Origin of the sequence: Mesorhizobium sp. M0800 (genome assembly GCF_040320095.1) — a bacterium.
Lineage (GTDB): Bacteria > Pseudomonadota > Alphaproteobacteria > Rhizobiales > Rhizobiaceae > Mesorhizobium.
On record NZ_JAMYOZ010000011.1, the window covers coordinates 124,267 to 147,828 of the forward strand.

Genomic DNA, 23,562 nt, shown 5'->3' on the forward strand with positions numbered 1-23,562 from the left:
ACATGATCGATCGACGCGAATTTATCGTTGCCTTGGGTGCGACCGGGCTGCTTACGGCCTGTCAAAGCGCCGGGCCGCCAAAACCGTCGGTCATCACCGTGAAGCTGACAGGAGCGGCCGGCATGAACCCTGGACCAGGCGGCGGCGACCGGCCAGTGACGGTGCTGGTCACGCGGCTGCGCAGCACCGGTAAGTTCAACTCCGCCGACTACTTTGCCTTGCAGGGGGATGCCGGCTCGGCACTGGCAGGCGATCTCATCGGGTCCGACCAGATTGCCGTCGGGCCTGGAAAAACCGCGACCAAGACCATTACAGTTGAACCGGATGCGACGGCGCTGGGCTTCGTTGCACTTATCCGTGAGCCTGGCGGGCGAAACTGGCGGACGACCAAATCGGTTTCGCCCGGAGCAAACTTTACGATCAATGTCACACTCGGCAGCGGCGGCATTTCCGCCTGACGGCCAAGGCAAGGGGAGCTCGATGCAGAGTAGCCGGATGAGCGATGCAAACAGGGTGCTGTGGTCCGAGGGCCTTTTTCTGCGGACCCAGCATTTCCAGCAGCAGGATCGTTTCTTCGAGGCGACTGTGCGCGGCGCGTTGCAGGCCGGCCAGCTGCATACGTTCGGCTTTCAGCAATTGACCCTGGATAAGGCATTGCTCGATGCCGGCCAGATCTCGATCCTGTCTGCACGAGGCATTTTCCCGGACGGAACCCCCTTCTCCATTCCGGATCTTATGGACGCGCCGCGTCCGCTGCCGGTCACCCCGGATACAGGCGCCGGCCCGGTGCTGGTCGCCTTGCCGCTCGAGCCGGCCGGCGGCATTGGCTTCGATCCGGCGCACGCGCCACCCAGCGGTGCGCGCTATCATGGACGGATCGTTTCGGTGCGCGATGCCGTCCAGGGCGGTTCAGACCCGGAAGAAATCGAAATCGCCCGGCCGCAATCGCTGTTGCTTGCACCCGCCAAATCGGTCGGCGGCTATACCGCCCTGCCGATAGCCGACATCAAGGGGGTTCGTGCCGATGGCGGCGTTTCGCTGGACGAGACGTTCCTGCCACCGGCATTGGTTACCGGTGCAGTGGCCTGGTACCGGCAACTGCTTCTGGAAGTTGTCACAGGCCTCGACCAGATCGCCGAGGCGCATGGCAAGATGGTCATGGGCGGGCCAGGGCGCAGCGTCGAAGACCTGTTGATGCTCAACCTCGCCAACGCGGCGCGTCCGCGACTGGCCCATATGCTGGCGCAGGATGTCTTCCATCCGGCCGAACTTTACCTCGAACTGGCCGGGCTTGCCGGTTCGATGGCGACCTACGGCTCGAGCGCGCGGCGATTGGGCGAACTGCCGGCTTACGATCACATGGCGCCCGGCCCACCGTTTTCGGCGCTGGCGGATGCATTGCGCTCACTGATCCTGAGCCTGCGCTACATCGAGCCGAAATCGCGCGCGCTGCCCGTCATGCGCCATTCGACCAATGTTTGGAAAATCCGCATCGACAATCCGAAGCTGCTGGTGGCCAGCCGGATCGTCATCCGGGTCGGTTCGGAACTGTCGGAGGACGCGCTACGCAAGATATTCGTCAACCAGGCGACCGTGGGCTCGGCGGATGAGTTCGAGGGCCTGTGGAAGTCCCGCCTGCCCGGCATCCCGCTGAAACCGCTTCATTCGCAACCGCGCGAGATTCCTTACGACGGCGATCGGCTGTGCCTTGAGCTGGACCAGAAAAGCGAGCACTGGGCATCGCTGCTCGGTGCCCCAGGCTTCGTTATTGGCGTTTCGGGTGTACTGCCGAGCGAACCGCAGGTGGACTGCTATTCGGTGAACAGGTGAAACCATGAGCCGGGATGATCCTTTCGGACTGTCGGAGGATCGCGAACGCACTCGCATCAGGCTGACCGGCACGCCGATGCCGCGACCGATGGCGCCATCCTTGCCGGGCGGGCCGGTTAAACGCTCGCGCACCCACCCGAACGGCCTTGTCAACGCCTTTGCGCCCCTGCTCGAGTTTGCGCCTGAGCTTGAAAGCGCGCTGCCACCAGAGAATCCGGAAGTGTTACGCACCCGGCTGCTCGAAGAACTGGTTCGGGCACGCGACACGGCAATGGCGGCGGGGTCATCGATGGAGCGGGCCGATCAGGCAGCATGGGTGGTGGCGGCCTTGCTCGACGATCTGGCCCTGAACACGCCCTGGGGCGGGGCCAGCGCATGGCCGCGTCAGCCGCTTGTGGTCATGTTGCGCGGCGACGTCGACGCCGGCACGCAGTTCTTCACACGGCTCGACGAACTGGGACGCCATCCGAACCGCGATCGCGAATTGCTGGAACTTCAGTATGACTGCCTGGCACTCGGTTTTCGCGGCAAGTATCGCGTGCCCGGCCGGTCGGGCGATCGCTCGCTCAATGCCGTTCGTGTGGCCGCGGCACGTTTCCTGCGCGATGCCGACGCCGAGAATGGACCGCTGTCGCCGAACTGGAAAGGCGTCATCGCATCCGACGAGCCGCAGCGCTTCATCGTTCCGATCTGGGTGATGGCCTTGGCCGCGGCGGTCATCGCCACCGCGACCTATGTCGGGCTCTCGATGGGACTAAGCAGCCAGGCGGTGGAGCTTTCAGCGCTGGTCCGCGCATTGCCGCCGCCGACCCGTGGCGACATCAGCCGCGTATCGCCAACCGTCGATGTCCCGCCGCCGGAGACTGTGGATTTCGCGCTGCTGCCCGTATTTGAGGCCGGCGCGCCGGGCAATCTCAGATCGGCTCTGAGCGGCACGGAGAGCGTTTCGCTGGCCAAGCTGGTCATCCAGGCCTCCAATCCCGAACTGTTCCAGTCGTCGCGGCCAACACTGACGGAAGGATTCGAGCCGCTGATCGGCTCGATCGCCAAGGTGATCCTGGCCAATCAGGACCTGATCGGCAACATCACTGTGGTCGGACATACGGACGGCGTCCCTCTGCAAAAAACCAATCCGCTGTCGACCAACCAGCGACTGTCAGAGGCTCGCGCCCAGACCATTGCCGACATGCTGGTACAAAACGGAGTGCCGCAGGAACGCGTCCATTCCGAGGGCCGGGCAGCCACGGATCCAGTGGCCGACGACGGCACGCGCGAGGGCCGGGCCCTGAACCGGCGCGTTGAGGTGCTGGTCGAAAAGAGGCTGTGAGATGTTCATCCTGCGCTTCCTCTGGGCGGTCCTGACATCGCGCTGGCTGTGGACACTGGTTGGCATCACGCTGCTTTGCTTTGTGATCTGGGTATTCGGGCCGATCGTCAGGGTCGGACCCTACGACCCTTTCGCCTCGGACAATGTGCGCATCGTCATCATCGCGCTGCTGGTCATCTTCTGGCTGATCTGGCTGATCGCCGCCCAGCGTCGGGCGATCCGTGCCAACCGTATGTTCGTCGCCGAAATCGCCGCGCCGGCGGTAGAGAAGCCACTCAGCCCCGGCGAAGAGAATGTCGCTGCCGTCGGAGCCAAGTTCGGCGAGGTCATGGCCGAGTTGAAGCGCCGCAAACTGGGCGGTCGCAAGTTCCTGCGCGAGATGCCCTGGTACGTGATCGTCGGACCGCCGGCCACCGGCAAGACCACGGCCTTGCGCCAGTCGGGGTTGAATTTTCCGATCGACCTGACCGACGACCTGCAAGGGGTCGGCGGCACGCGCAATTGCGACTGGTTCTTTTCGGAGAGTGCGGTTCTGATCGACACTGCAGGCCGCTATGTCCAACAGGAGAGCCAACCCGACGTCGATGCAGTGGAGTGGCTGGGCTTCCTCGACCTTTTGAAGAAGCACCGGGGCCGTCGCGCGCTCAACGGTGTGATCGTCGCGCTTTCGATCGATGTGCTTTCGGAGGGCGACGACGCCATCAAGGCGCATGGCCGCAAGATCCGCCGTCGGCTGGCCGAGCTCAACGACCGCCTCGAAATCCGCCTTCCGGTCTATCTGATGCTGACCAAAGCCGACCTGATCAAGGGGTTCGAGGCTTTCTTCGGCGGTTTGTCGACGGCTGCGCGCGAGCAGGTCTGGGGGACTACGTTCGCACTCGACGCGCATGTCGATGCAAAGACCATCGAGCGGGAAATCGCGACGTTAGCAACCGAGCTCGAGCGGCGGCTGGTGCCCCGGCTGGAGGACGAAGACAAGCTTGCTGCCCGCGCCGAAATCTTCAGGTTTCCCGCCCAACTCGCCAGCCTGTCCGAGCCGATCCAGGTACTGATCGAGGCGATGTTCGGCGAAAGCCGGTATGAGGAGGCCGCCTGGCTGCGTGGCCTTTATCTGACGTCGGCGACCCAGGAAGGGGCGCCCATCGATCGGCTGACCGCAGCGCTGTCTGCCTCCTTCGGCCTTCCGCCGCGCCGGGCGTTGGCCGCGCCGCGTGTCGAAAAACGCAGCTTCTTCCTAAAGAACCTGCTCACAGAAGTCATCTTCAAGGAAGCCGGCCTAGGCACCTTCGATCCGCTGGCGCAACGCCGCCGCGCCTGGATCTGGCGTGGCGCCGCGGCAGCATGTGCCGCCGTGGCTTTATTGGCCGGCGCAATGTTCACCTGGTCCTATTATGACAACCGCAATGCGATCACAGCGCAGGCGAGCCAGTTCGAGGCGCTGCAGGCGCCACTGACCGCGGCAGCCGCAAGCCCGGCATCGGTGGAGCAGCCCGCCATCGAGGGCGCGCTCAACGCGATGGCCGAGGTCGTAAATGCCCAAACGGCACCGCCGAGCAATGCCCAGAATCTGCTGGGGCCATCGGCATCGGCGGAGTTGCTGCGGGCGCAGGCCGACACTTACGACCACGCTCTGCGCAACGTTCTCGAGCCGCATATGGTCGCTTTGCTCGAGGCGACGATGTGGCGGCAGATCCGCGATCCGGACTTCATGCTTGGCGCGCTGAAGACCTATCGCATGATGACCGGCCTTTCTCAGATGGATCCAGACTTCGCCCAGAGCTGGTGGGTCAACAGTCTGCCTGAATTCGCCGCGGCTGCCCCCTTTCCGACAGCTGACGCCGAAGAGCACCAGCTTGCCGCGATCCGTCGCATGGCGGTTGACGCCAGTTATATCGCTCCGGACCAGGCGCTGGTTGCGGAGGCACTGAAAACCGTCTGCACGATTTCCTTGCCGGCGCGTGCCTATAAACAATTGCTGGCCGATCCGGCGGTGACTGTGCTCAAGGAATGGATTCCTGCCAACTTCGCCGGCCCCAACGGCGCCAAGGTTTTTGCGCGCCGTTCCAACAAGACGCTGCGCGTCGGCATTTCAGGCGCGTTCACCTATTCGGGCTTCCACGATGCCATCCTTGACCGGGTCGAGGATGTTGCCGCCCAGGCGGCGCTGGATCGAGCGGTGTTCGCCGGCGGTTGCTCGGAAAATTCCGAAACCTCGGTGTCAGCGCTGTCAGAAGATATTCTGAAGCTTTATTACGACGACTACATCGCGCAATGGGACAGCTTCCTGCGCGACATGAGGCTTGCGCCATTGACCGATCTCAACGTCGCCAGTGAGAACCTCAAGGATCTTTCAAGTGCCGACTCCGCGCTGAAGCGCCTGGTCACCGCGGTGGTCCAGGAGACCGAGCTTACGCGATCCGATGAAGCGCCGGCAAACGACAAGGCAGCGGCGGCAGGTGGCTCGAAACTGCTTGGCAAGCTGGGCAAGCTTGGCAAGATCGTAAAAACCGGAGCAAAGCTTTTGCCGCGTGCCGGCTCCGCCGACGAGGTGGATCTTACCGGCAGTCTGGTGGCCGAGCATTTCAAGCCGCTCAAGGGTGCCATCGCCGAGGTCGACGGCCAGCCGCCGGCGCTCGACGCCGCCATTGTCGCGCTCACCGCACTGTCCAACGTGCTGCAGACGGTGACGGCCAATCCCGATCCTCAGGACGCCATCAAGAAGCAGGGCGGCCTCGCCGAACTGACTGGAGCGGTTGCCAGGCAGGCGCAGATCCTGCCCGACCCAATCGATGATTGGTTGGGCGGCATTGCCGGCGATACCAGCGGCCTGACGCAGAAGGCGGTCACCTCGGAGCTCAACGCCATCTGGCGAGCCGATATCCTGCCGTTCTGCCAGGCAGCACTCAACAACCGCTATCCTTTCAGCCCCGACAGCGCCGTCGACGTCAATGTCCGCGACTTCGCCCGTCTGTTCGGACCGGCAGGGCTGATCGACACCTTCATCAACGACCATCTGATCAGCTATGTCGACACGTCAGCGCAGCCATGGGAATGGCGCGCCGATTTCGGCCTTGATCCTTCGGCACTGGCCGCGTTCGAACAGGCAAGGCGGATCCGCGACGATCTCTTTCCCGGCGGTACAGGCCCGCTGATGAGTTTCACGCTCGAACCGAAGGACCTGTCGCCCAACGTCGCGCGCGTGACGCTCAACCTCGATGGCCAGAACCTCGTCTACTATAACAATGCAACGAGGCCGCAGCCGATGACGTGGCCCGGCAAGGACGGCACAGGGGTCATCTCGCTTGCCTTCCAGCCGATCGATGGCTCGCCCGAAATCTTGCTCAACGAGACCGGCAGCTGGGCGTGGCTGAGAATGTTGCGCAGCGGTCGCTTCACCGGCACGTCGCTGTCGGACGTCTACAGCCTGCGCCTGGGCACCAAAGGCATGTACGCCGATTTCCAACTCAAGGCTGCCAGCGTCGAAAATCCCTACAACCTGCAGATGTTCAAGAAATTTTCATGTCCGCCGCAGATATGATCCTGCCCGGCTTTTACGGCAAAATGCCCGCCACCGGCGATTTCGTGACGCGGCGGCTGCCGGGAGATTTTGTTCGCGCCTGGGACCGCTGGCTGGCGCAGCATGTCGTCCCGCTTATTGGCTCGGAATCCTGGCCGCGCGGCACGGCGCTGCGGTTCCTGAGCGGTCCGGAATTTCTTGGCGCATCGGCAGGCGTCATCGTGCAGAGCGCCGACAGAGTTGGCAGGCAGTTCCCGTTGAGTGTCGTCGCGCAGCTTTCCAAGGCTCCCGTCGAGCTTGCCTATGCCGATGCATGGTTTGGTGAGATCGAAATCGTGGCCATCGCCGCCCAAGGCGGCGACCTGACGCCGGATGAATTGGAGGGCGCGCTGGCTGCGTTGCCAGCACCGCAGGTTGAACCGGGCGAAGAGCTCATCGGCGGTGTGGTGATGTGGACGGCTGGTTCCGACATTTTCGACATTGATCCGTTGTCGCCGCAAGCCGCGCTGGAGCAAATCTTTGCCGCCAGTTGGGAGAGGCAAGTCTGATGTTCGTCAGCCAGAACACGACACCGTTTCTCGCCGAGACCTTTCCTTACCAGGATAAGGATTGCGTGAAACATTGTGTGGCTGTCATTCGTGCCACGTTCGATGTCGATCCCGACGGAAACTGCACGCCCAGCAAGGAGCAGTCGCCTTTCGTCTATGCTGATACTCACTATGGCGATCCGGAGGTCACCTCCATTCGCGTCGAGACCGACTTTGCGCCCGTCAAGCCGAAATGCGAGGTTCTGCTCGATGCGATGGCCGTCGCCCCGCAGGGGAGGCAGGTGGAAGCTATCGACGTGCGCCTGGTTGGACCGGGACTGGACAAGCGCGCGATAGTCACCGGACAGAGACGCTGGTTCCGAGGCGGGCTCGGTATCCAGGCTTCGCGGCCGACGCCGTTCGTTTCAATACCGCTTGCGTGGCACCTTGCCTTCGGCGGCACCGACCGCACCGATCCCGATCCAGCGAAGCACCGCAGCGACGCGGTCAACCCGATCGGCAGCGGCTACCTTGTCGGCCAGAGTAATGTCGATGGCACGCTGCTGCCCAGCGTCGAGCACCCGCAATCGCGAATGCGCATCTGGAACGACCGACCGCGCGCCATCGGCTTCGGGCCGGTGCCGCGCTTTGCCAAGGAGCGCGCGCGCTATGCCGGCACCTATGACAAGCACTGGATGGAGAACGTCCTGCCCTTCCTGCCGCAAGATTTTGACGACCGGTACTTTCAGGCGGCGCCCCAGGACCAATGGTTGGACAAGCTTGGCGAAGGCATGATCTTCGGCTGCCTCGGCATGAACGAAAGCGGCAAGTTCAAGGTGAAGCTGCCAGCGATGTCAGTTGCGGTACGGTTCATGTTCCATGACAGGACCGAGCACAAGGTGGTGGCGCCGGATACGCTGACCATGCTGCCGCATGAGAGGAGGATAGTGCTGGTCGGACGAGCAAGCACAAAGCTGCCTCGGAAGTTTGTGAAACTGCTCCAGGTCCAGGTGGGAAAGGAGCGGGAGCCGATCTTTCTCAAGCCTCATTACGCTGGGCTGAAGGAGGCTGTGGCGGCCTTGGCCGGGATGCGGAAAAAAAGATGACGGCGATTTCCTGTGTCAGTCTTGTCTGCCCTGTCGGCTATACGCCCGAAAGTGCTGCCGCCGCCATGCGGGCGAGTATCTCGGTATTCCAGGAGTTGTTGTATCGGGACATCAATGGGCAGCCGCTTCGCGGAGCCAGGGTCGAGGCTGTTCCGGCTGAAACGCGGGGCCGGAGCCGTCTCACGGCTCTAGCCCGACTCGCTGTCGAGCATATCGATGAAAAGATTGCGGCCTTGCTTCCCTGGGGCGAGATGCCGTTCCTCCTGTGTACGCGCGACGCCGGCATGCCCGGCGCCCGCATAAATGGCATTCTGTCCGGGCTTGCGGTGCGCGGAGGGGAGCCATTAGTGGGATCGCGCACATTCCAGATCACCCATGGCCAAATCTCGGCTTTTGTTGCGATAGAACAGGCGCGCAAGCTGTTGAACGAGCGCAATGCGGAAGCCTGCCTCATCATGGCGATCGACAGCCTGATTGACGCTCGCTCGCTCAGCTGGCTCGACAGCCGCATGCGATTGAAGACGAGCCAAGTGACGGACGGCCTCATCCCCGGTGAGGCGGCCTGCATTCTGGTCGTCAGCAAACGTCCGATCCTTGAGGGGGCCTTGCGATTGCGAGGGCTGGGCCTGGCCATCGAAACGGCAACCGCAGGCAACGAGGAGCCGTTCCGAGCGGATGGTCTCAGCGCCGCGCTGAAAGCCGCACTTCGCGAGGCGGGCGCCCATCTGCACGAAGTTGCTTTCCGCATCAGCGATGTCGGGGGCGAGTCTTACGCATTCGAGGAATTGGTGCTGGCGCAAATGCGCAACATGCGTAAGACGCGTCCGGAACAACCGCTGTGGCACGCGGCGGACTGTATGGGCGATTGCGGATCGGCGGCTGGCCTGATCCAGTTCGCCTGGGCCGAGCAGGCCTTCAGGCGCGCCTATGCGCCTGGCGACCTCGCCGCACTGCACGGCAGCTCGATGTCGTTCGGCGGTCGTGCCGCCGCTGTGGTCTCAGCATGAGGACCGTCAGATGACAAAGAATGTCTTTGCCGGAAAGTGGGAAATTGCAGCCGAGAACGGGATGAACAAATCAATCGCACGCTTCCCCGACGTGTGCATGTCGCCACCGTCGCCACCAGCCGGGCCGATTCCGATCCCGTACCCAAACACCTCGTTTTCGAACACACTCAAATCAGGCTCATCAACGGTAAAGATCGGCGGCAAAGGCGCGGCATTGGCACAGAGGTCGTATTACAAGGAATCCGTTCTGGGAAATGAAGCCGCGACACGGACTTTCGGGGCAGCCGTGATCACCCATCAGATCACAGGCAAGACCTACTTCCAATCGTGGTGCATGGACGTCAAATATGAGGGCAAGAACGTTTGTCGCCACTTGGACATTACCACCAGCAATCATGCATCCGACCCTCCCTCGACGCCTCCAGCCCCAGCGCCGGAGACGCAGACTTTCGCCGAGTCCGAAGCCCTCTGGGACGAAGACAAATGTCCATGTTGCCACGAGCCTCTGCACGAATGGCAAAAGGACGAGAACGACAAAAAGTTTCCATTGATGAAGGAAAGCGATTTCTGGGCAAAGAGACACAGCGAGCTTCCCGCTACTAACGACAAACAGATCAAGGTGCGCGAGCGCTTCAAGAAGAAGATGGATGACATGCTGGCCGCCAAGGCGAAGGCGCGGGCAGAAAGCGCGGCAGGCGGTGATGGCTGTCCGAATGTCCACAAGACGGAAGACGGACCATGCGCCCTCTATTTTGACGTGCCGCGCGGTGCTAAATCCAGATACACCAGCCCGCGAACCCCAGGAACGCGTGTGGAAAGACAGGCGAGGAGTGGTCGAAACCATTTCGACGACAACGGACTGAAGGATGCCGCTGTGAAGAAATGGACAGAAGCGAACACGAAGCCAGGTCAACCTCCGCCTGATTTCAAAGGCAAGACGATGCACCACAAAACGCCGATGATGGGAGGCGGATGTGCAACCGCAAACAACGTATTGCCAGACCAATATTTGAAAGCTTCCTCTGGGGACTGTCAGGACATCGAAGCTTGGCAAAAAGACCTCGAACATCTGACGACGAATTGATGCCTGAGACACACATCAATCCCCACATCTATGATGGATTTCATGTGGATGCATCCCTGGGCGATGAGTTTGATCCAATTTCTGCAATTCATAGCGAAGATCCATGGACGGCCTACTTAGGTATCCTGAGGGCATGCAAGTCAGGGAATTTTCGCGAGATTGGTCGACTACCTCCTCTGATGACAAAGACGGAGGGATATTTTTTCTGGCGAGCTAGCACTGAAATCATCGGCTATGCCGGCAGCTGGAAAACAATCTCGGGCGCTTTCTCGTACTTCACGCCGCGAATGTCGAATTCTGATTTCCAGTACTTCTTTGCCTCGGCATTGGGCGCATCCTGCAGCCTCAAGGCGGTAACACCGCTACTGCAACTGCATCAGGAGGCGGAAGACGAAGAGGCACGGCACCAGATCGAAAACCACCTCGCCTATTTGCTGGAAGAGGAGGACGGCCCCGTCTGGGACGGCGCCTCGCAGACCCTTGATGTTCCAGACGATGATAATGAGCCACTGCGATTTGTCGTGGACCGGGTGTCATACTTTGACGTGGTCCAAAAAGCTTTCCGAGATGTTGCCGCTACTCAATCGTCAGATACTACCCCAATCTATGAAGGCAAGACGTACGATGTGATTCAGCTTTCCCACAGATTGCTGGACAGGTTGCGATCAGACGACCGCCAATTTGGCCGCATCAATCGTGAACGGGTCGCCTTCGAGGCCGCTACTGGCCTCGATACTCGCTCATTCTACACCGAAAATGGCACTCTCTTGCGCTTGCCGGCCGCGGCAATCATTGAAGACTTTCTCGACAGCGGCGACGTCAACCGTTTCCGTGCGGGACAGCGCTATTTCTTTGGCCACCCAATTCCTGAGTGATACTACACTACCGACGGGCAATCGGCTTGGTTTCGGCTGTGGCAGGGACGTTCATACCTGCCCATTCCGACACCTTGTCGGCCAGTGACAAAGTAACGGTGCGGTCCGCGAAAAATGTCGCGAACGGTTTGCCGAGTTCGACCGGATCCCCTGTGAACAGCTTGCTTTCTTCCCGAGCTTCAGGAAAGAGTTCCAGGAACGAGGCTTTGGCCATCAGCGCCAGGGCCGGCTCCTTCATCCGCTCGACCAGCCAGCCCAGCGCCGACTTGTCTCCCAGCATGCCAATTCCACGCACGGCCATGGCAGCGGTGGAGGGCGATTTCATCAGACCGCCCATCCAGATGCGAACGTCGTTTTCGGGTCCGGCTTTGACCAGCGCACGCATGGCGACCACCGCGTCAGTGCCGCCAGCGGTTGCGATTCTCGCGAGTTCCTGCCGCGCGAGATCGCCAGCCCCCAATTCGACGAGCGCCCATGAGGCCCATAGCCGGACGGGCCCGTCTTCGTGATCAAGCGCAACTTGGATCTCCCGTTCCAAATCGAAGCACCGGAGCTGGCCCGCAAGACGCAAGGCAGCGGCACGCACTTTTGAATCGTGGTCTTTGATCAGCCGGGCCAAAGTTTGGCCCGGGTTAACGTTGTGTGCGAGACATGACGAAATGGCGAGGAACCGGATCAAGGCATCCTGGCCCCCGATCCAATTGCGCACATACGGGCCAATGGTCGCAGGTTTGTGCGATGCCAGCGCGCCGACCAGACCCTTGGCATCATCGGCCGCCAATCGTGCGAACTCGACCGCCTGTTCCACCCTTTTGCCATCATCCAGTTCCAGTGCCATCCATGCGAAGGCGAAGAGCTCTCCCTTCTCCGGAAAATTCTCGTACTGCTCGCTCAACAGCGGCCACGCGGCGGCGCCCGCGATTCGGAGTCCGTCGAGATTTATCTCCAAGCGCTCGTCGATCTCAGCGACGACCTTGGCATCGGGGGGATCCTCGGCGGACCAGCTGTCACGCTGCGCCCAAAGAAAGGCGACGAGTTCCGCGTGCTGGCGCACGACCTCCCTCGCAATGCGAAGCGGGCGTGCCCCTTCTGTATTCGACGAGGTCCGCATCAGTTCAGGTTGATCGAGCCGCCGCGAATGCGCTGCGCACCACTGGCATGGCTGGTGATCTGAGCACCACGAATGGTGATGCGGCCGTCTGCTTCCATCAGGATCGTCGCCTTGCCACATCGCAGTTCAAGGCGGTCCGCGGCGGTGACCTGCACGCGCTGTTCATCCCGGATCACCGGCAGAGCCATTTTGGCGCGGTCAGGCTCAACAATGCGGCCAACGATCAGAGGTTTGCGCGGGTCGCCTTCCTGAAACAGCAGGGCCACCTCACAGCCAATCATGTCCGACGACAATTCGCACAGGCTGCGAGCAGGCAATGCCGTCTTCTCCGGATTGCCAGGAAAAACGACTAAGGGGGACTCCTCTCCGAAACCCAGGAAGGCGCCGATCACCACGCCGTCGATCTTGTCCCTGACATTGCTCATCGTGCCCTCAATTCTCGTTGATCTTCGAGCCCTTGATGATCACATCACTCGACGCCTTGATGTTGATCGTGCCCGAGCCCTTCACGGTAATATCCTTGCCCTCGATGATGATCGTGCCGTCTTTCTTCATCACGATCTGCGCGCTACCCGACTTCAGCGTGATGCTGTCCTTGGCGTCGAGCGTGAAGTTCTTGCCGACGTCGATAACGCCGCTCTCGCCGATGTCGATCTTACTCCCTTTGGCGATCTTGAGCAGATGCCCGCCACCAACGTCGGTGCTGTCGTTCGACTTGATATTGGCGACGCGGGAGGCGCCGATATCCGTGGCCTGCGAGGCTGCGATCGCCACAGTCTGTCCCGCACCGATGCTGATGCCCTGATCGGCGCCGATGGTCCAGGTATCACTCGTGCCTATGCTGTGCGTCTGGCTAATGCCCACGCTGACCGACCTTGTCGCGCCGATCGTGTTTGTTTGCGCCGCGCCTACGGTTCGCACCTCCGCGGCGCCGACCGTATCGATACGGGCGGCCCCCACCGTGATCGTCTGGACAATTCCCACCGTCTGCGAATGGTTGGCGTCGATGTTTTCCGTCGAATTCGCCACAACGTGGATGGTCTCGTTGGATCCGACTGTCAGTGACCGGTTCGCACCCACCGTCTCGGTGTCGTTCGAGCCGATGTTTGTTGTCTGGTCTACGCCGACCTTCACTGTTTTGTTGTTGCCGACGTCCTCGTCTAGGTTGTGACCAACCGAGTGCTTAGCGTCGTGGTCGATACGGTCCGACTGGTCGTGCTGGACCAGCTTGTTGCGGTTGTGCTTGATCAGAAGGTGATGGTCCTTCTGCGCCTGGAAATTGACCAGCTCGGAGCCGGCCTTGTCCTCGAACATCAGTTCGTTGTAGCCGCCGCCACCTTTCGATGAATCGGATTTCCATCCGGATTGCGTGGCGTTGCCGGGAAGTCCGTAGGGCGGCATCTGCGCGGCGTTGTAGACCCTGCCGGTAATGATCGGAAGGTCGGGATCGCCTTCGATGAAGTCGACGATGACCTCCTGCCCGATGCGCGGTATCTGGATAAAACCCCAGCCGCTTCCGGCCCAGGTCTGCGAAACCCGCACGAAGCAGGAACTGTTCTGGTCCTTTTTGCCCAGCCGGTCCCAATGAAACTGGACCTTCACCCGCGCATATTTGTCGGTGAATATCTCCTCGCCGGACGGACCGACCACCGTGGCCGTCTGGGGACCGCGCATGATTGGCCATGTCGTGACTCGCGGCGGACGATAGGGCAAGGCCGTGGGTGCCACGCCAAGGACCACCTTGAAGTTCTCGCTCTCGACATCCGCATGGGCTCTGTAGCCGGGGTCGAACAGTCTGTATTCGGCGCTCACCACCAGATACTCTCGGTTCTGGTCTTCGCGCGGGAAGCCGTCCAGCTTGAAAGTGCAGCCTGAATACAGGCCGCGCACGGTTCCAACAGCGGCGATGCGCTGGTGCACCGCCTGGATTTCCTCGCGCCGGATCGCCGCTAGGGTGTCGCCGCGGCCCACTTCCAGATGCGCGCCGGGCTGCCGGTAATTCTCCCCCGCGGCCAACTTGTGACTGAACGGCTGGGCCGATTTGGCCATCAGGTCGGCGCCCGGTTTCCTGAAATCATAATCGGTATGGACATAGGAGCCCGGCCGCACCGAGCTGCCCGGGATCCATTCGGTGATATATTCGACATCACGCCGGGAGCCCTGCCCCTCAAAGTGGTAAGGCACTTTTTCATAGCCCGGCGCCGGCTTCAGCTTGCCCATCGCATCGGCCAGCACAAGAGTGTGCTTGCCCTCGCCATGCTCGAAGAAATACAGGATGCCTTCATGCTCGAGCAGCCGCTGCACGAAGTCGAGATCGCTCTCGTCGTACTGGACGCAGTACTCGCGCGGCGGATAGGACCCTTGCAGGCGCTTCTCGAATCTTGCCGTGCTGTATTTCGAAAATACCTCTTCGACGATTTCGATGACGCTCATGTTCTGGAAAATGCGGCAGTCGGTCGTATTGCCGAGAAACCAGAGCCATGGCCGGACGACTGCTTCGTAATAGGCCAGCCGATCCTCGATCCGGGTGAGGCGAAAGTCCGACACGATGCCGCTGAACCAGCGCTGGGGGTCGGCTTCACCTTCGATGGAGACGGGGCCACCCAGCATTTTCAGCGGATCAATATCGGGGCTGGGGCTTACGAACCCGACCGTATAAGCCAGACAACGACTGATCTCATCTCGCCCGACGAGATGTGTGAAGGTCAACAGCTCAGCGCCAACTGGCGTTTGCACCACCGTGGCACGTTGTTCACTCGGCATGGGTCGTGCCCCTCCTCGGCCTAGCCGCCAGCGTGGTGGATTCGAAATCCAAATCAGGAACTCGAAATCACATCTAACCTCGATGAGTGCCAGTCCATGTCGAGCGTAACACATGTTGTTGTGCTGGCCAAAGAGGACCATGAAGCGCCGCCCGGCCCTGCGCTACCAAGAATTCGCTCGCTGCGTTGCGCCAAACGTTATGCGAATTTGGGGTTAGCCACGCTAAAAACATGGAGTATCGTGTCGGCAAGGCCGCCAGCGATCACACAGGCGATTTTCGCATGTTAATCAGTCTGCAGATCAGCAATGTCGATGCCCTGCCCACTGGCGTGGCGCCTGGCTACCGATCGCGTAATCGCAGCTTCAAAATCGGCCGCGAACATTGCGACTGGATCTTGCCTGATCCTGACAAGTTCATCTCAGGCCGGCATTGCCAAATCCGATACGAGGCAGGCGCGTTTTGGCTGCACGACATCTCGCGCAATGGCACTTTCATCAATGGATCGAGCCAACGCATCACCGGTCCGCGCCGGCTAGACCACGGTGACAGGCTCCTGGTCGGCCGCTACGTCATCTTTGTATCGATTGACGACGAGCATGCAACGCCAAGTCATCCGGAGGCCGACCGAGATTCGACGCAACGACACATGCCGGTCGCGGCCGATCGGCTGCTTGATTCCGGAGGCGAGCCTCTCTTCAGTTCGGCAGAGCGATGGCTCGGGCAAGCACCGCCATCGACATCGTCGCTGCCTAGGGCCGTCCCCTCGACGACAGACGAGGTGCTGCGGGAAATTGCAATCGGCGCAGGCATCTCGCCGGAATTGTTCCAATTGCGTGATCCGCATGAAGTCGCGGCCGAAATCGGCGCAGTGCTTCGCACGGTGGTCGACCAACTGGCCATGCTGCTGAAGGCACGTGCGACTGCAAAGACATTGGCCAAGAGCCCACACCGAACGATGATAAGCTCCGCTGAAAACAATCCCCTTAAATTTGTCCCGGGCACCGACGACATACTCGAAATCATGTTCGCGCGGCGCAGGGCTGGCTATCTCGATGCCAGGCGCAGCGTCGAGGACGCGTTCCGCGATCTCAAGGCGCACGAATTTGCCACCTATGCCGCCATGCAAGCTGCACTCTCGCGACTGCTTGACGACCTGTCGCCGGAAGCGATCGGCAAAAAGCTCCCGCCGACATCGTTTACCTCGAAGAAGGCCCAAGCGTGGGACGCTTTTGTCGGCACATGGCGGAGCATGGAGGAAGCCCACGAAAACGGCATGCTGGATATATTCTTGGCCTATTTCAGCGAGGCGTATGCCAAAGCCGACAAGCACAAATAGACCTGCGCAACATACTGCACCGCTGTAGCCGACGAAGAAAAGAGCGTCGGCGCACCGCATCATGTTCCAATCGACAACATCTGGGACTACGATCACATACGACAGTTCGCCAAGCGGGTAAGCCTGATTGACCTGGGGGTCTGCGGCAAATGTCACATTGCGGCGCCATAGTTTCTTGTAGCTCCGGACCGCCTTGCCGGAAGGACCATTGCCTGCCCTATCCAGCCAGGAAAGATCTGGCGCCTCTCGCACGCGAGCGCGGACACTGCACGGCAGCGGCATATCGGCGATGAGCTCGAAGGACGATCCTTTCGGCCCGGTCGGCAAGACCGTCATCCGCACCAATCCACGACGCGGGCAGAATGCGAAACCAGCCGCAAACGAACCGATTGCGAAGACCGTCGCGCCCCCGCATGTCAAGGAATCGACAGTTTTCGATCCTGACATAGGTCGGCATATGCCGCCGGACTGGACATCCGGAACCATTCTTTATCAGGGAGCATCATCCGGTACAGCGGCCAGAGCCGAGGCGGCCGGGTCAAGGCCGAGCATTCAGCAGGAGGTGCTGCTCGGCGCCGCAGACACGGTAAAATATTCGACGGCAAATCCGATCCTCGCTGGGTCAGCACCGTTGCTCGTCCTGTTCGGGCATCTCAGGCTCGTGCCGGTCGAAAGACAGGCGGCGCCATTGGCCGAACATATCGCCGATGCGATCGAGAGGTTCGACTGGACGCTGGAGAAGTCAGGGGTTCCCGAAGAGGATGCGCGGATCGCGAAGTTTGCCCTTTGCGAAACGGCCGACGATCTTGTGGGCAACCTGCCTTGGGCCGGCGAGGACACCTGGGCACAGCACAGTATGCTGTCGCGGTTCTTTCACATCGAGCCCACCGGCGCCGGCTTTTACGAAGCACTGAACAAGGTGCTGGCCAATCCTGAGCCACACTTAGACCTGCTCGAGCTGATGCATGTCTGCCTATCCCTGGGATTTGAGGGCCAGTATCGTGGCCTGGCGCGCGACGATACCAGTCTCGAACGTGTGCGGCGCGACGTCTACGAGACGCTTCGCTACTTCAGGGCCCGCGCCGGAGAGGACATCTCCCCCCACTGGCAAGGCATGGCCGCTATGATGGTGCCGTCTTCGACCCGCCTGCCGCTCTGGGGTGTTGCTGCAGCGGCGTCAGCTCTGGTGACGGCCGCGTTCTTCACGTTGCGGGCGTTCATGACCGATGAAGGCGATGCTGCAGCCAGACAATTGCTGGCGCTCAATCCCTCGACGCCTGTGACGATCGAGCGCGCCAGTGTGGAACCCCCACTTGCCAAACCGGTGACAGCCGCCTCGCCTGCCGTGACCGGCCAGATCGACCGCATCCGCTCAGCACTGTCCACGCAAGTCGAGCGCGGCGGGATGACCATCGGCACAAAAGGCGACTTCATCGTAGTGGAGATCAACAATCAATTGTTGTTTCAGCCAGGCAAGACCGAAGTGAAGCCCGAGTTTCTGCCACTGGCCACACAGATTGCCGCAGCCCTTGAGCACGAGCCAGGGCCAATCACGATCGTTGGCCACACGGATAATGTGAAACCACGGAAATCAAGCACGTTCAAATCGAATTTTGACCTTTCGGTCGCCCGCGCGAAGGCTGTTGAGACAATGATCGCCGCGAAGCTTAGAGATCCCTCGCGAGTAACCGCCGAGGGCAAGGGCGAAGATGAGCCAATTGCCGACAATGCGACGTCCGAGGGCCGCGCCAAGAACCGCCGTGTCGACGTGATGATCCCCAAAGAGGAAACGCTGTGAACACCGCCGGTGGGGAACGCCAATGATGCGTTGGCTGCCGCGAATATTCAGCACGGCCGCGTTGGCCGGTTTTGCGGCGGCGATCTGGTTTGCTGGACCTTTGATCCGCTTCGCCGATATCCGGCCGCTGGGACCTGTCTGGTTGCGTGCGACAATCATCGGCACGATCGTGGCGACCGCGGCCCTCGTTTACGCAGTGCGCTTCTGGCATGTGAGAAAGGCGCAAAAAGCGCTCGAGACGGTCATTGCCCGCAACGACGGGCGCAATTACGATTCACCGGTGCTCGAGGCGCGCATGAGTGAGGCCATCGCAGCACTCAAGCGCTCGAGCGGCAAGCGCAATTTCCTTTACGACATTCCCTGGTACATCGTCATTGGCCCGCCGGGCGCCGGCAAGACGACGGCACTGGTCAATTCGGGTCTGAATTTTCCGCTTGCCGGTTCAGGAGACGCCCAGCCGGTGGCCGGTGTTGGCGGCACCCGCTCCTGCGACTGGTGGTTTACCGAAAAGGCTGTGCTGATCGACACGGCGGGACGCTACACCACGCAGGATTCCAATGCTGGAAGCGACAGCAAGAGCTGGCTTGCGTTTTTGTCACTGCTCAAAAAACACCGCACCAGACAACCGATCAACGGGGTTATCCTGGCCATCAGCCTTGCCGATCTCATCAGCCTCGATGACCAGCAGCTTGACGCCCATGTCGTCGAAATACGCAGTCGCCTGAGGGAGATCCACGAGACGCTGAAAATCCAGTTTCCGGTGTACCTGCTTTTCACCAAGGCCGATCTTGTTGCAGGCTTCATGGATTATTTCGGCAGTTTCGAGGAGCCGCGCAGGCGCAAGGTCTGGGGCGCGACATTCCAGACCACAGACCGCAACAAGAACATGGCCGGTGAGGCTTCGGCCGAATTCGATGCACTGGCGAACCGCTTGGCGGACGAGATGCCTGATCGCCTGCAGGAAGAGCCTGATCCGGTCTCGCGCATAGCGATCTTTGGCTTTCCGGCCCAGTTTTACGCGCTCAAGGGCCGAATTGCCAATGTCGTGACCAGCCTGTTCGATCCGGTCCGCAGCCAAGTGAACGTCAGCTTGCGTGGGCTCTACTTCTCGTCGGGGACCCAAGAGGGAACGCAGATCGATCAGGTGTTGGGCGCAATCGGCCGCAGTTTCGGCAACAATTCCCGCCCCCACCTGTCCGGGACCGGCAAGAGCTTCTTTTTGCACGATCTCCTGACTGATGTCATTTTTGCCGAATCCGGATGGGTTTCCTTTGACCGAGCGAGCGAGAGGCGGGCAGCGGCCCTCAGATATGGCGGCTTTGGCATCATAGCGTTGATCACTGCAGCGGCCCTTGGCGCGCTCGGGATGAGCTTCATGGCCAACCGCTCGCTGATCGCCTCCACGACGCAGGCGACGAGCCAATATCGCGAGACAGCCGACGCTCTGCTCAAAAGCACGACGGTCACCGATGTCGACCTTGAAAACGTCATCGGGCCGCTCGACCAGTTGCGCAACATGCCGGCCGGTTTTGAAACCAGTGACTTACCGACCCCGATCGAGGAAACGGTCGGCCTTAGCCAGCGGGAAAGGCTTCTTTCGGCATCGACAACGGCCTACCGGCAAGCACTGGAACGAATGTTGCGGTCGCGTCTGCTTGTTCAGGCGGAGCGGACCGTCCAGGCGACGATGGCTGAGCCCGCCGCGCTCTACGAACCGCTCAAGATCTACCTAATGCTCGGCGGCAAGGCACCCAAGGTCGATGACGCATTGATCATCTCCTGGATGAAGCAGGATTGGGAACAGAACCGGTATCCAGGCGAGAGCAACCGCGAAGGACGCGCGCAGCTCGAAAAGCACCTGCGCGCCATGCTTGCGTTGGACGATGCCTATGATCCGGTTTTCGAACTCAACCAGCCGCTTGTGGAAGCCGCCCAACGTTCACTCGGGCGCATGAGCCTTACCGATCGTGCGTCCGCATTGATCAAGTCGGCGGTGTACGCGGCTGCGCTGGACGATTTTTCTGTTTCGAAAAAAGTCGGGCCGGAAGCGCAGCTTGTGTTCGAGCGCGTCGATGGCGGCGATCTGTCGAAGCTCCGTATTCCCGGTCTCTACACCCATGCCGGATTCAACAACTTTTATCTCGGACAGCTTTCGCGCGTTGCGCAGACACTCGTCGACGACCAGTGGGTCCTGGGCGGTGGCGGCGAGCAAGGCGGGATCGATCAGGAGTTGCTCCAGCTCGGCCCCGAACTTCTCGATCGCTACGGCAAGGAGTTCGCAGCCGCGTGGAACAGCGTTCTCGATGGTTTGAAATTCAAAGCCATGCTGAACGACAAGCCGAACTATGTCGCGCTTTCCGCCGTTGCCTCACCAAGCTCGCCGATCGAACAGCTTTTTACCGCGATTGCCGAGGAAACAGCCCTGGCGCGCGACCCTGTCTCCGGCGAAGACTCGGGCACTGGGGTGATAGCCGGCACCCTCATGCGCCAGTACCAGGATGTCGCGGACATGGCCAAGGGCCTGGCTCGCATCGGCATTCAAATTAGCTCCGCAAAGTCGCAAAGCCGTGCCGGTACGGGGTCCGCGAAATTTCAAAGCCAGAGCCCTGGGGCAAACATCGAAGCGCAGTTCAGGTCCTTCCAGGCTCTGGTAAGCGGTCCTTTTGGACACCGACCCATCGATGCGCTGACCCAGAATTTTCGCGACATCCACCAGAGCCTGCAACTGGCAACCGAGGTCCCCTTGCAGACGGAACGTGTCAACGCCAACCTGCAGCTGCAGATAGCCACCCTTCGCGCCAATGCATCGCGTCTGCCCAAGCAACTCGGCAGAATGGTCAACGCAACTGCAGACGAATTTGAGGGCAACGCAGCTGAAATTTCGTTGACGAATTTGAATGAGATGCTCGACCAGGCCGTCACACAGCCCTGCGAGAAGGCGGTCAACGGCCGCTACCCCTTCGCCGGCGATGGTACCGAGGATATTGCGATGGCGGACTTCGCCAAATTGTTCTCTCCGGGCGGCCTGATGGACCGGTTCTTCGCACAAAACCTTGCTTCCTTGATCGACATGAGCGGCCAGGACTGGAGCTGGAAACAGGATGCACGCTTTGGGCGCGACCTGTCGAAGTCGACGCTGAAAAACTTTCAGCTGGCTGCCGAAATCCGCGGCGCATTTTTCCCGTCGGGCGGATCAATGCCGTCAGTCAACCTGACCTTTACCCCGTTCTCGCTGAATGGTGATGCAGATGCTGCGGTGCTCGATGTCGATGGCCAGATCGTCCAGAGCAACCAGGCTGGCAACACGCCAAGCACTGTGTCCTGGCCGACCGATGCAGCCTCGAGATCCGCCAGTCTGAGGGTGATGCCGGAAATGCCGGGCCGCGAATCCGCAATCAGGTTGGAAGGGCCGTGGTCGCTCAAGAGGTTGCTGGACAAGGCGACGATCACCAGCAAAGACGACACTGTGGAGGCGCGCTTCGTAATCGGCGGACGCGACGTCAGCTATACGATCCAGACCGGTTCCGGAGCCAGCCCCTTCTTCCTTCCCGCACTTTCTGCATTCAGCTGTCCGAAGGCGTTTTGAGATGGATTTGGGCCTCGCCGAGTGCAAGTAAGATCGCGAAAAGCTACTACGATCAAACACTTGTCTTGCATCGTTGAGGCGTTAACCTTCGGAGTGCTGAGCCGACATCGAGTTCCTCGTCGGAGATTTTCACGAAGGCCACTTGCAAGGGCGAGAACGAGTGGGTCGAGTTCTATGACAGCTGACCCGATGACGTCAGATTGGTTGAGAAGTCGGGCGAGCGAACCGGCATCGGTCGGGGCCGACAATGCGTCAGAGAGAACCTTTGGCGAGGCAGTGGCTGCATGCGCTCAAGCGCCGATGCGGCGCGTCGAAGAAACACTGCCTGCAGACTATCAGACCCGACAATACTTTTGTTTAGCGCTGGCCGAGCTATGGTGATCTCGCTGGGTGACATCAGGAATATATAGAAACGACGTTGCCTCCATCAACCAGCCGGATGTCACGGGGGAGGATCGATACTTTGGCATATACCGTGCCTCCTGTTTTGATGCCGGCGTCGGCCATGTGCGCTGGGTTGCACGCCGCTCGCTCGGATCCTGAAAGAAGTCGGGGTCCACGGCAGGCGCATCCAGGTGGTCTTCTGGGGCGCCGAAGGGGAGATCACATGACGTCATTCCGCACAATTCTGGGGTACTGACAGCTGCCTGCTTGGTTGTGAGATAAGCGGGACCGCTTAGACACCGGCAAGCTGTGACAGACGGGGAGATCGCAGCATGCGCAGTTGAGCAGGCAACGGAGCGCTGTCGCGCCCCCCAATCATCTCTTGAGCTCTTTCTCGTGGTGACGCGCCACAACGGTCACGCGCTCAACGCTAGATTTCGATACTTTAATATTTCAGCCTGTGGCAAAGTGGCAGCAGCGAGCGCCTGAAGGTGCGCCGCAGAGGGACGCTTTGAGAAGCGCTTGGTGGCAAGGTGAGCGATGTCGCCCTTTCCTTTGAAAGCTTCGGCGTGAGCCACAATGGCTGTGTCCGTGAGCATAATGAAGACAACTATCTGCTCGAGCCACGAACCGGCCTGTGGGTGGTGGCCGACGGAATGGGTGGACATGAAGCCGGAGAGGTCGCTTCAGCCAGCATTGTCGATCATCTGGCCACGATCGGGATTGCCAGCTCCGCCCCGGATCTTCGTGCACGCTTCGAGGACAGGCTGAGCCGTGCCAACGCCGAGATCCGCAGGATCTCCGAGTCCCGCGGCATAACCATCGGCTCCACCGTTGCCGCTCTGTTGGCGAGGGATGGGCGATTTGCCTGCCTATGGGCGGGCGACAGCCGGGTTTATCTGATCCGCAACGGCTCGATCTCACAGATCTCGAAGGACCACACCGAAGTTCAGGAACTTCTCGACCGCGGCATGATCAGCGCAGCCGAGGCGCTCACCTGGCCGCGCCGCAATGTCATCACGCATGCGGTAGGCGTCAGCGACGAAATCGTCATCGATTTCCAGCAAGGCGAAATCATGCCGGGAGACATCTTTGTGTTGTGCACCGATGGGCTGACGGCGCATCTGACCGATGCCGAGATCGGCGCCGCGGTTGTGACTGCGACACCTCAGGCGGCCTGTGAGGCTCTGCTGAAAACGGTGCTGGAGCGAGGCGGGACAGACAATGTCACGATTGTGCTGGTAAAATTCGCAAACAGAAGCAATGGACACCCTCCCTACCCTGATCTGTCCAGAGCGGAGGGTTGAGGC

At 60.7% G+C, this 23,562-nt stretch carries 16 protein-coding genes; 13 read left to right on the forward strand and 3 right to left on the reverse strand.

The window, feature by feature from the left end; genetic code table 11:
• The first annotated feature begins 2 nt into the window (after positions 1–2).
• From tssJ to NKI18_RS16155, 9 genes are read left to right on the forward strand one after another with little or no spacing between them, the layout of a single operon-like run.
• Complete coding sequence (gene tssJ, locus NKI18_RS16115) at positions 3–458, forward strand: type VI secretion system lipoprotein TssJ (RefSeq protein WP_023678581.1); 456 nt, start codon at positions 3–5, stop codon at positions 456–458.
• Positions 459–495: 37 nt separating this feature from the next.
• On the forward strand, positions 496–1,830 hold the full coding sequence (gene tssK, locus NKI18_RS16120) for a type VI secretion system baseplate subunit TssK (RefSeq protein ID WP_353020017.1): 1,335 nt from the start codon (positions 496–498) through the stop codon (positions 1,828–1,830).
• Positions 1,831–1,834: 4 nt separating this feature from the next.
• The gene (icmH, locus tag NKI18_RS16125; RefSeq protein WP_352619630.1) at positions 1,835–3,157 is read left to right on the forward strand and encodes a type IVB secretion system protein IcmH/DotU; all 1,323 of its coding nucleotides are present in this window, start codon (positions 1,835–1,837) and stop codon (positions 3,155–3,157) included.
• Between the two features lies 1 nt (position 3,158).
• Positions 3,159–6,695: a type VI secretion system membrane subunit TssM gene (gene tssM, locus NKI18_RS16130; RefSeq protein WP_352619631.1), complete on the forward strand. Its 3,537-nt coding sequence runs from the start codon at positions 3,159–3,161 to the stop codon at positions 6,693–6,695.
• Positions 6,677–7,222 carry a type VI secretion system-associated protein TagF gene (gene tagF, locus NKI18_RS16135; RefSeq protein WP_353020020.1) on the forward strand — a complete coding sequence of 182 codons (546 nt, stop codon included), beginning with the start codon at positions 6,677–6,679 and terminating at the stop codon, positions 7,220–7,222. The genes tssM (NKI18_RS16130) and tagF overlap by 19 nt, the downstream gene beginning before the upstream one ends.
• Positions 7,222–8,307: a DUF2169 family type VI secretion system accessory protein gene (locus tag NKI18_RS16140; protein WP_352619633.1), complete on the forward strand. Its 1,086-nt coding sequence runs from the start codon at positions 7,222–7,224 to the stop codon at positions 8,305–8,307. The genes tagF and NKI18_RS16140 overlap by 1 nt, the downstream gene beginning before the upstream one ends.
• A complete protein-coding gene (locus NKI18_RS16145; RefSeq protein ID WP_352619634.1) occupies positions 8,304–9,314 on the forward strand; it encodes a hypothetical protein in 1,011 nt (336 codons plus the stop codon). Before NKI18_RS16140 ends, NKI18_RS16145 begins: the two co-directional genes overlap by 4 nt.
• 10 nt (positions 9,315–9,324) lie before the next feature.
• Positions 9,325–10,398 carry a PAAR-like domain-containing protein gene (locus NKI18_RS16150; RefSeq protein WP_023678588.1) on the forward strand — a complete coding sequence of 358 codons (1,074 nt, stop codon included), beginning with the start codon at positions 9,325–9,327 and terminating at the stop codon, positions 10,396–10,398.
• Positions 10,398–11,273 (forward strand): hypothetical protein, encoded by an 876-nt coding sequence (locus NKI18_RS16155; RefSeq protein ID WP_352619635.1) that lies wholly within the window; start codon positions 10,398–10,400, stop codon positions 11,271–11,273. The genes NKI18_RS16150 and NKI18_RS16155 overlap by 1 nt, the downstream gene beginning before the upstream one ends.
• Positions 11,274–11,280: 7 nt before the next feature.
• Here the strand turns inward: NKI18_RS16155 and NKI18_RS16160 are convergent, their stop codons facing one another.
• Genes NKI18_RS16160 through NKI18_RS16170 form a run of 3 tightly spaced genes read right to left on the reverse strand, consistent with a single transcriptional unit; the run spans position 11,281 to position 15,147 of the window.
• Positions 11,281–12,327: a HEAT repeat domain-containing protein gene (locus tag NKI18_RS16160; RefSeq protein WP_352619636.1), complete on the reverse strand. Its 1,047-nt coding sequence runs from the start codon at positions 12,325–12,327 to the stop codon at positions 11,281–11,283.
• Positions 12,328–12,383: 56 nt separating this feature from the next.
• Positions 12,384–12,809: a DUF6484 domain-containing protein gene (locus tag NKI18_RS16165; RefSeq protein WP_352619637.1), complete on the reverse strand. Its 426-nt coding sequence runs from the start codon at positions 12,807–12,809 to the stop codon at positions 12,384–12,386.
• A 7-nt stretch (positions 12,810–12,816) separates the two neighbouring features.
• Entirely contained in the window at positions 12,817–15,147 is a 2,331-nt protein-coding gene (locus tag NKI18_RS16170; RefSeq protein ID WP_352619679.1) for a type VI secretion system Vgr family protein, read from the reverse strand.
• A 281-nt stretch (positions 15,148–15,428) separates the two neighbouring features.
• Here NKI18_RS16170 and tagH point away from each other — a divergent pair, with 281 nt between their 5' ends.
• The 4 genes from tagH to NKI18_RS16190 all read left to right on the forward strand — a co-directional run bounded on the left by tagH (position 15,429) and on the right by NKI18_RS16190 (position 23,559).
• Positions 15,429–16,484 carry a type VI secretion system-associated FHA domain protein TagH gene (gene tagH, locus NKI18_RS16175; protein ID WP_352619680.1) on the forward strand — a complete coding sequence of 352 codons (1,056 nt, stop codon included), beginning with the start codon at positions 15,429–15,431 and terminating at the stop codon, positions 16,482–16,484.
• 562 nt (positions 16,485–17,046) lie between these two features.
• A complete protein-coding gene (gene tssL / locus NKI18_RS16180; RefSeq protein ID WP_352619638.1) occupies positions 17,047–18,282 on the forward strand; it encodes a type VI secretion system protein TssL, long form in 1,236 nt (411 codons plus the stop codon).
• 22 nt (positions 18,283–18,304) lie between these two features.
• A complete protein-coding gene (gene tssM, locus NKI18_RS16185; RefSeq protein WP_353020022.1) occupies positions 18,305–21,868 on the forward strand; it encodes a type VI secretion system membrane subunit TssM in 3,564 nt (1,187 codons plus the stop codon).
• Between the two features lie 917 nt (positions 21,869–22,785).
• The gene (locus NKI18_RS16190; protein WP_352619640.1) at positions 22,786–23,559 is read left to right on the forward strand and encodes a PP2C family protein-serine/threonine phosphatase; all 774 of its coding nucleotides are present in this window, start codon (positions 22,786–22,788) and stop codon (positions 23,557–23,559) included.
• The last annotated feature ends 3 nt before the right edge of the window (positions 23,560–23,562 follow it).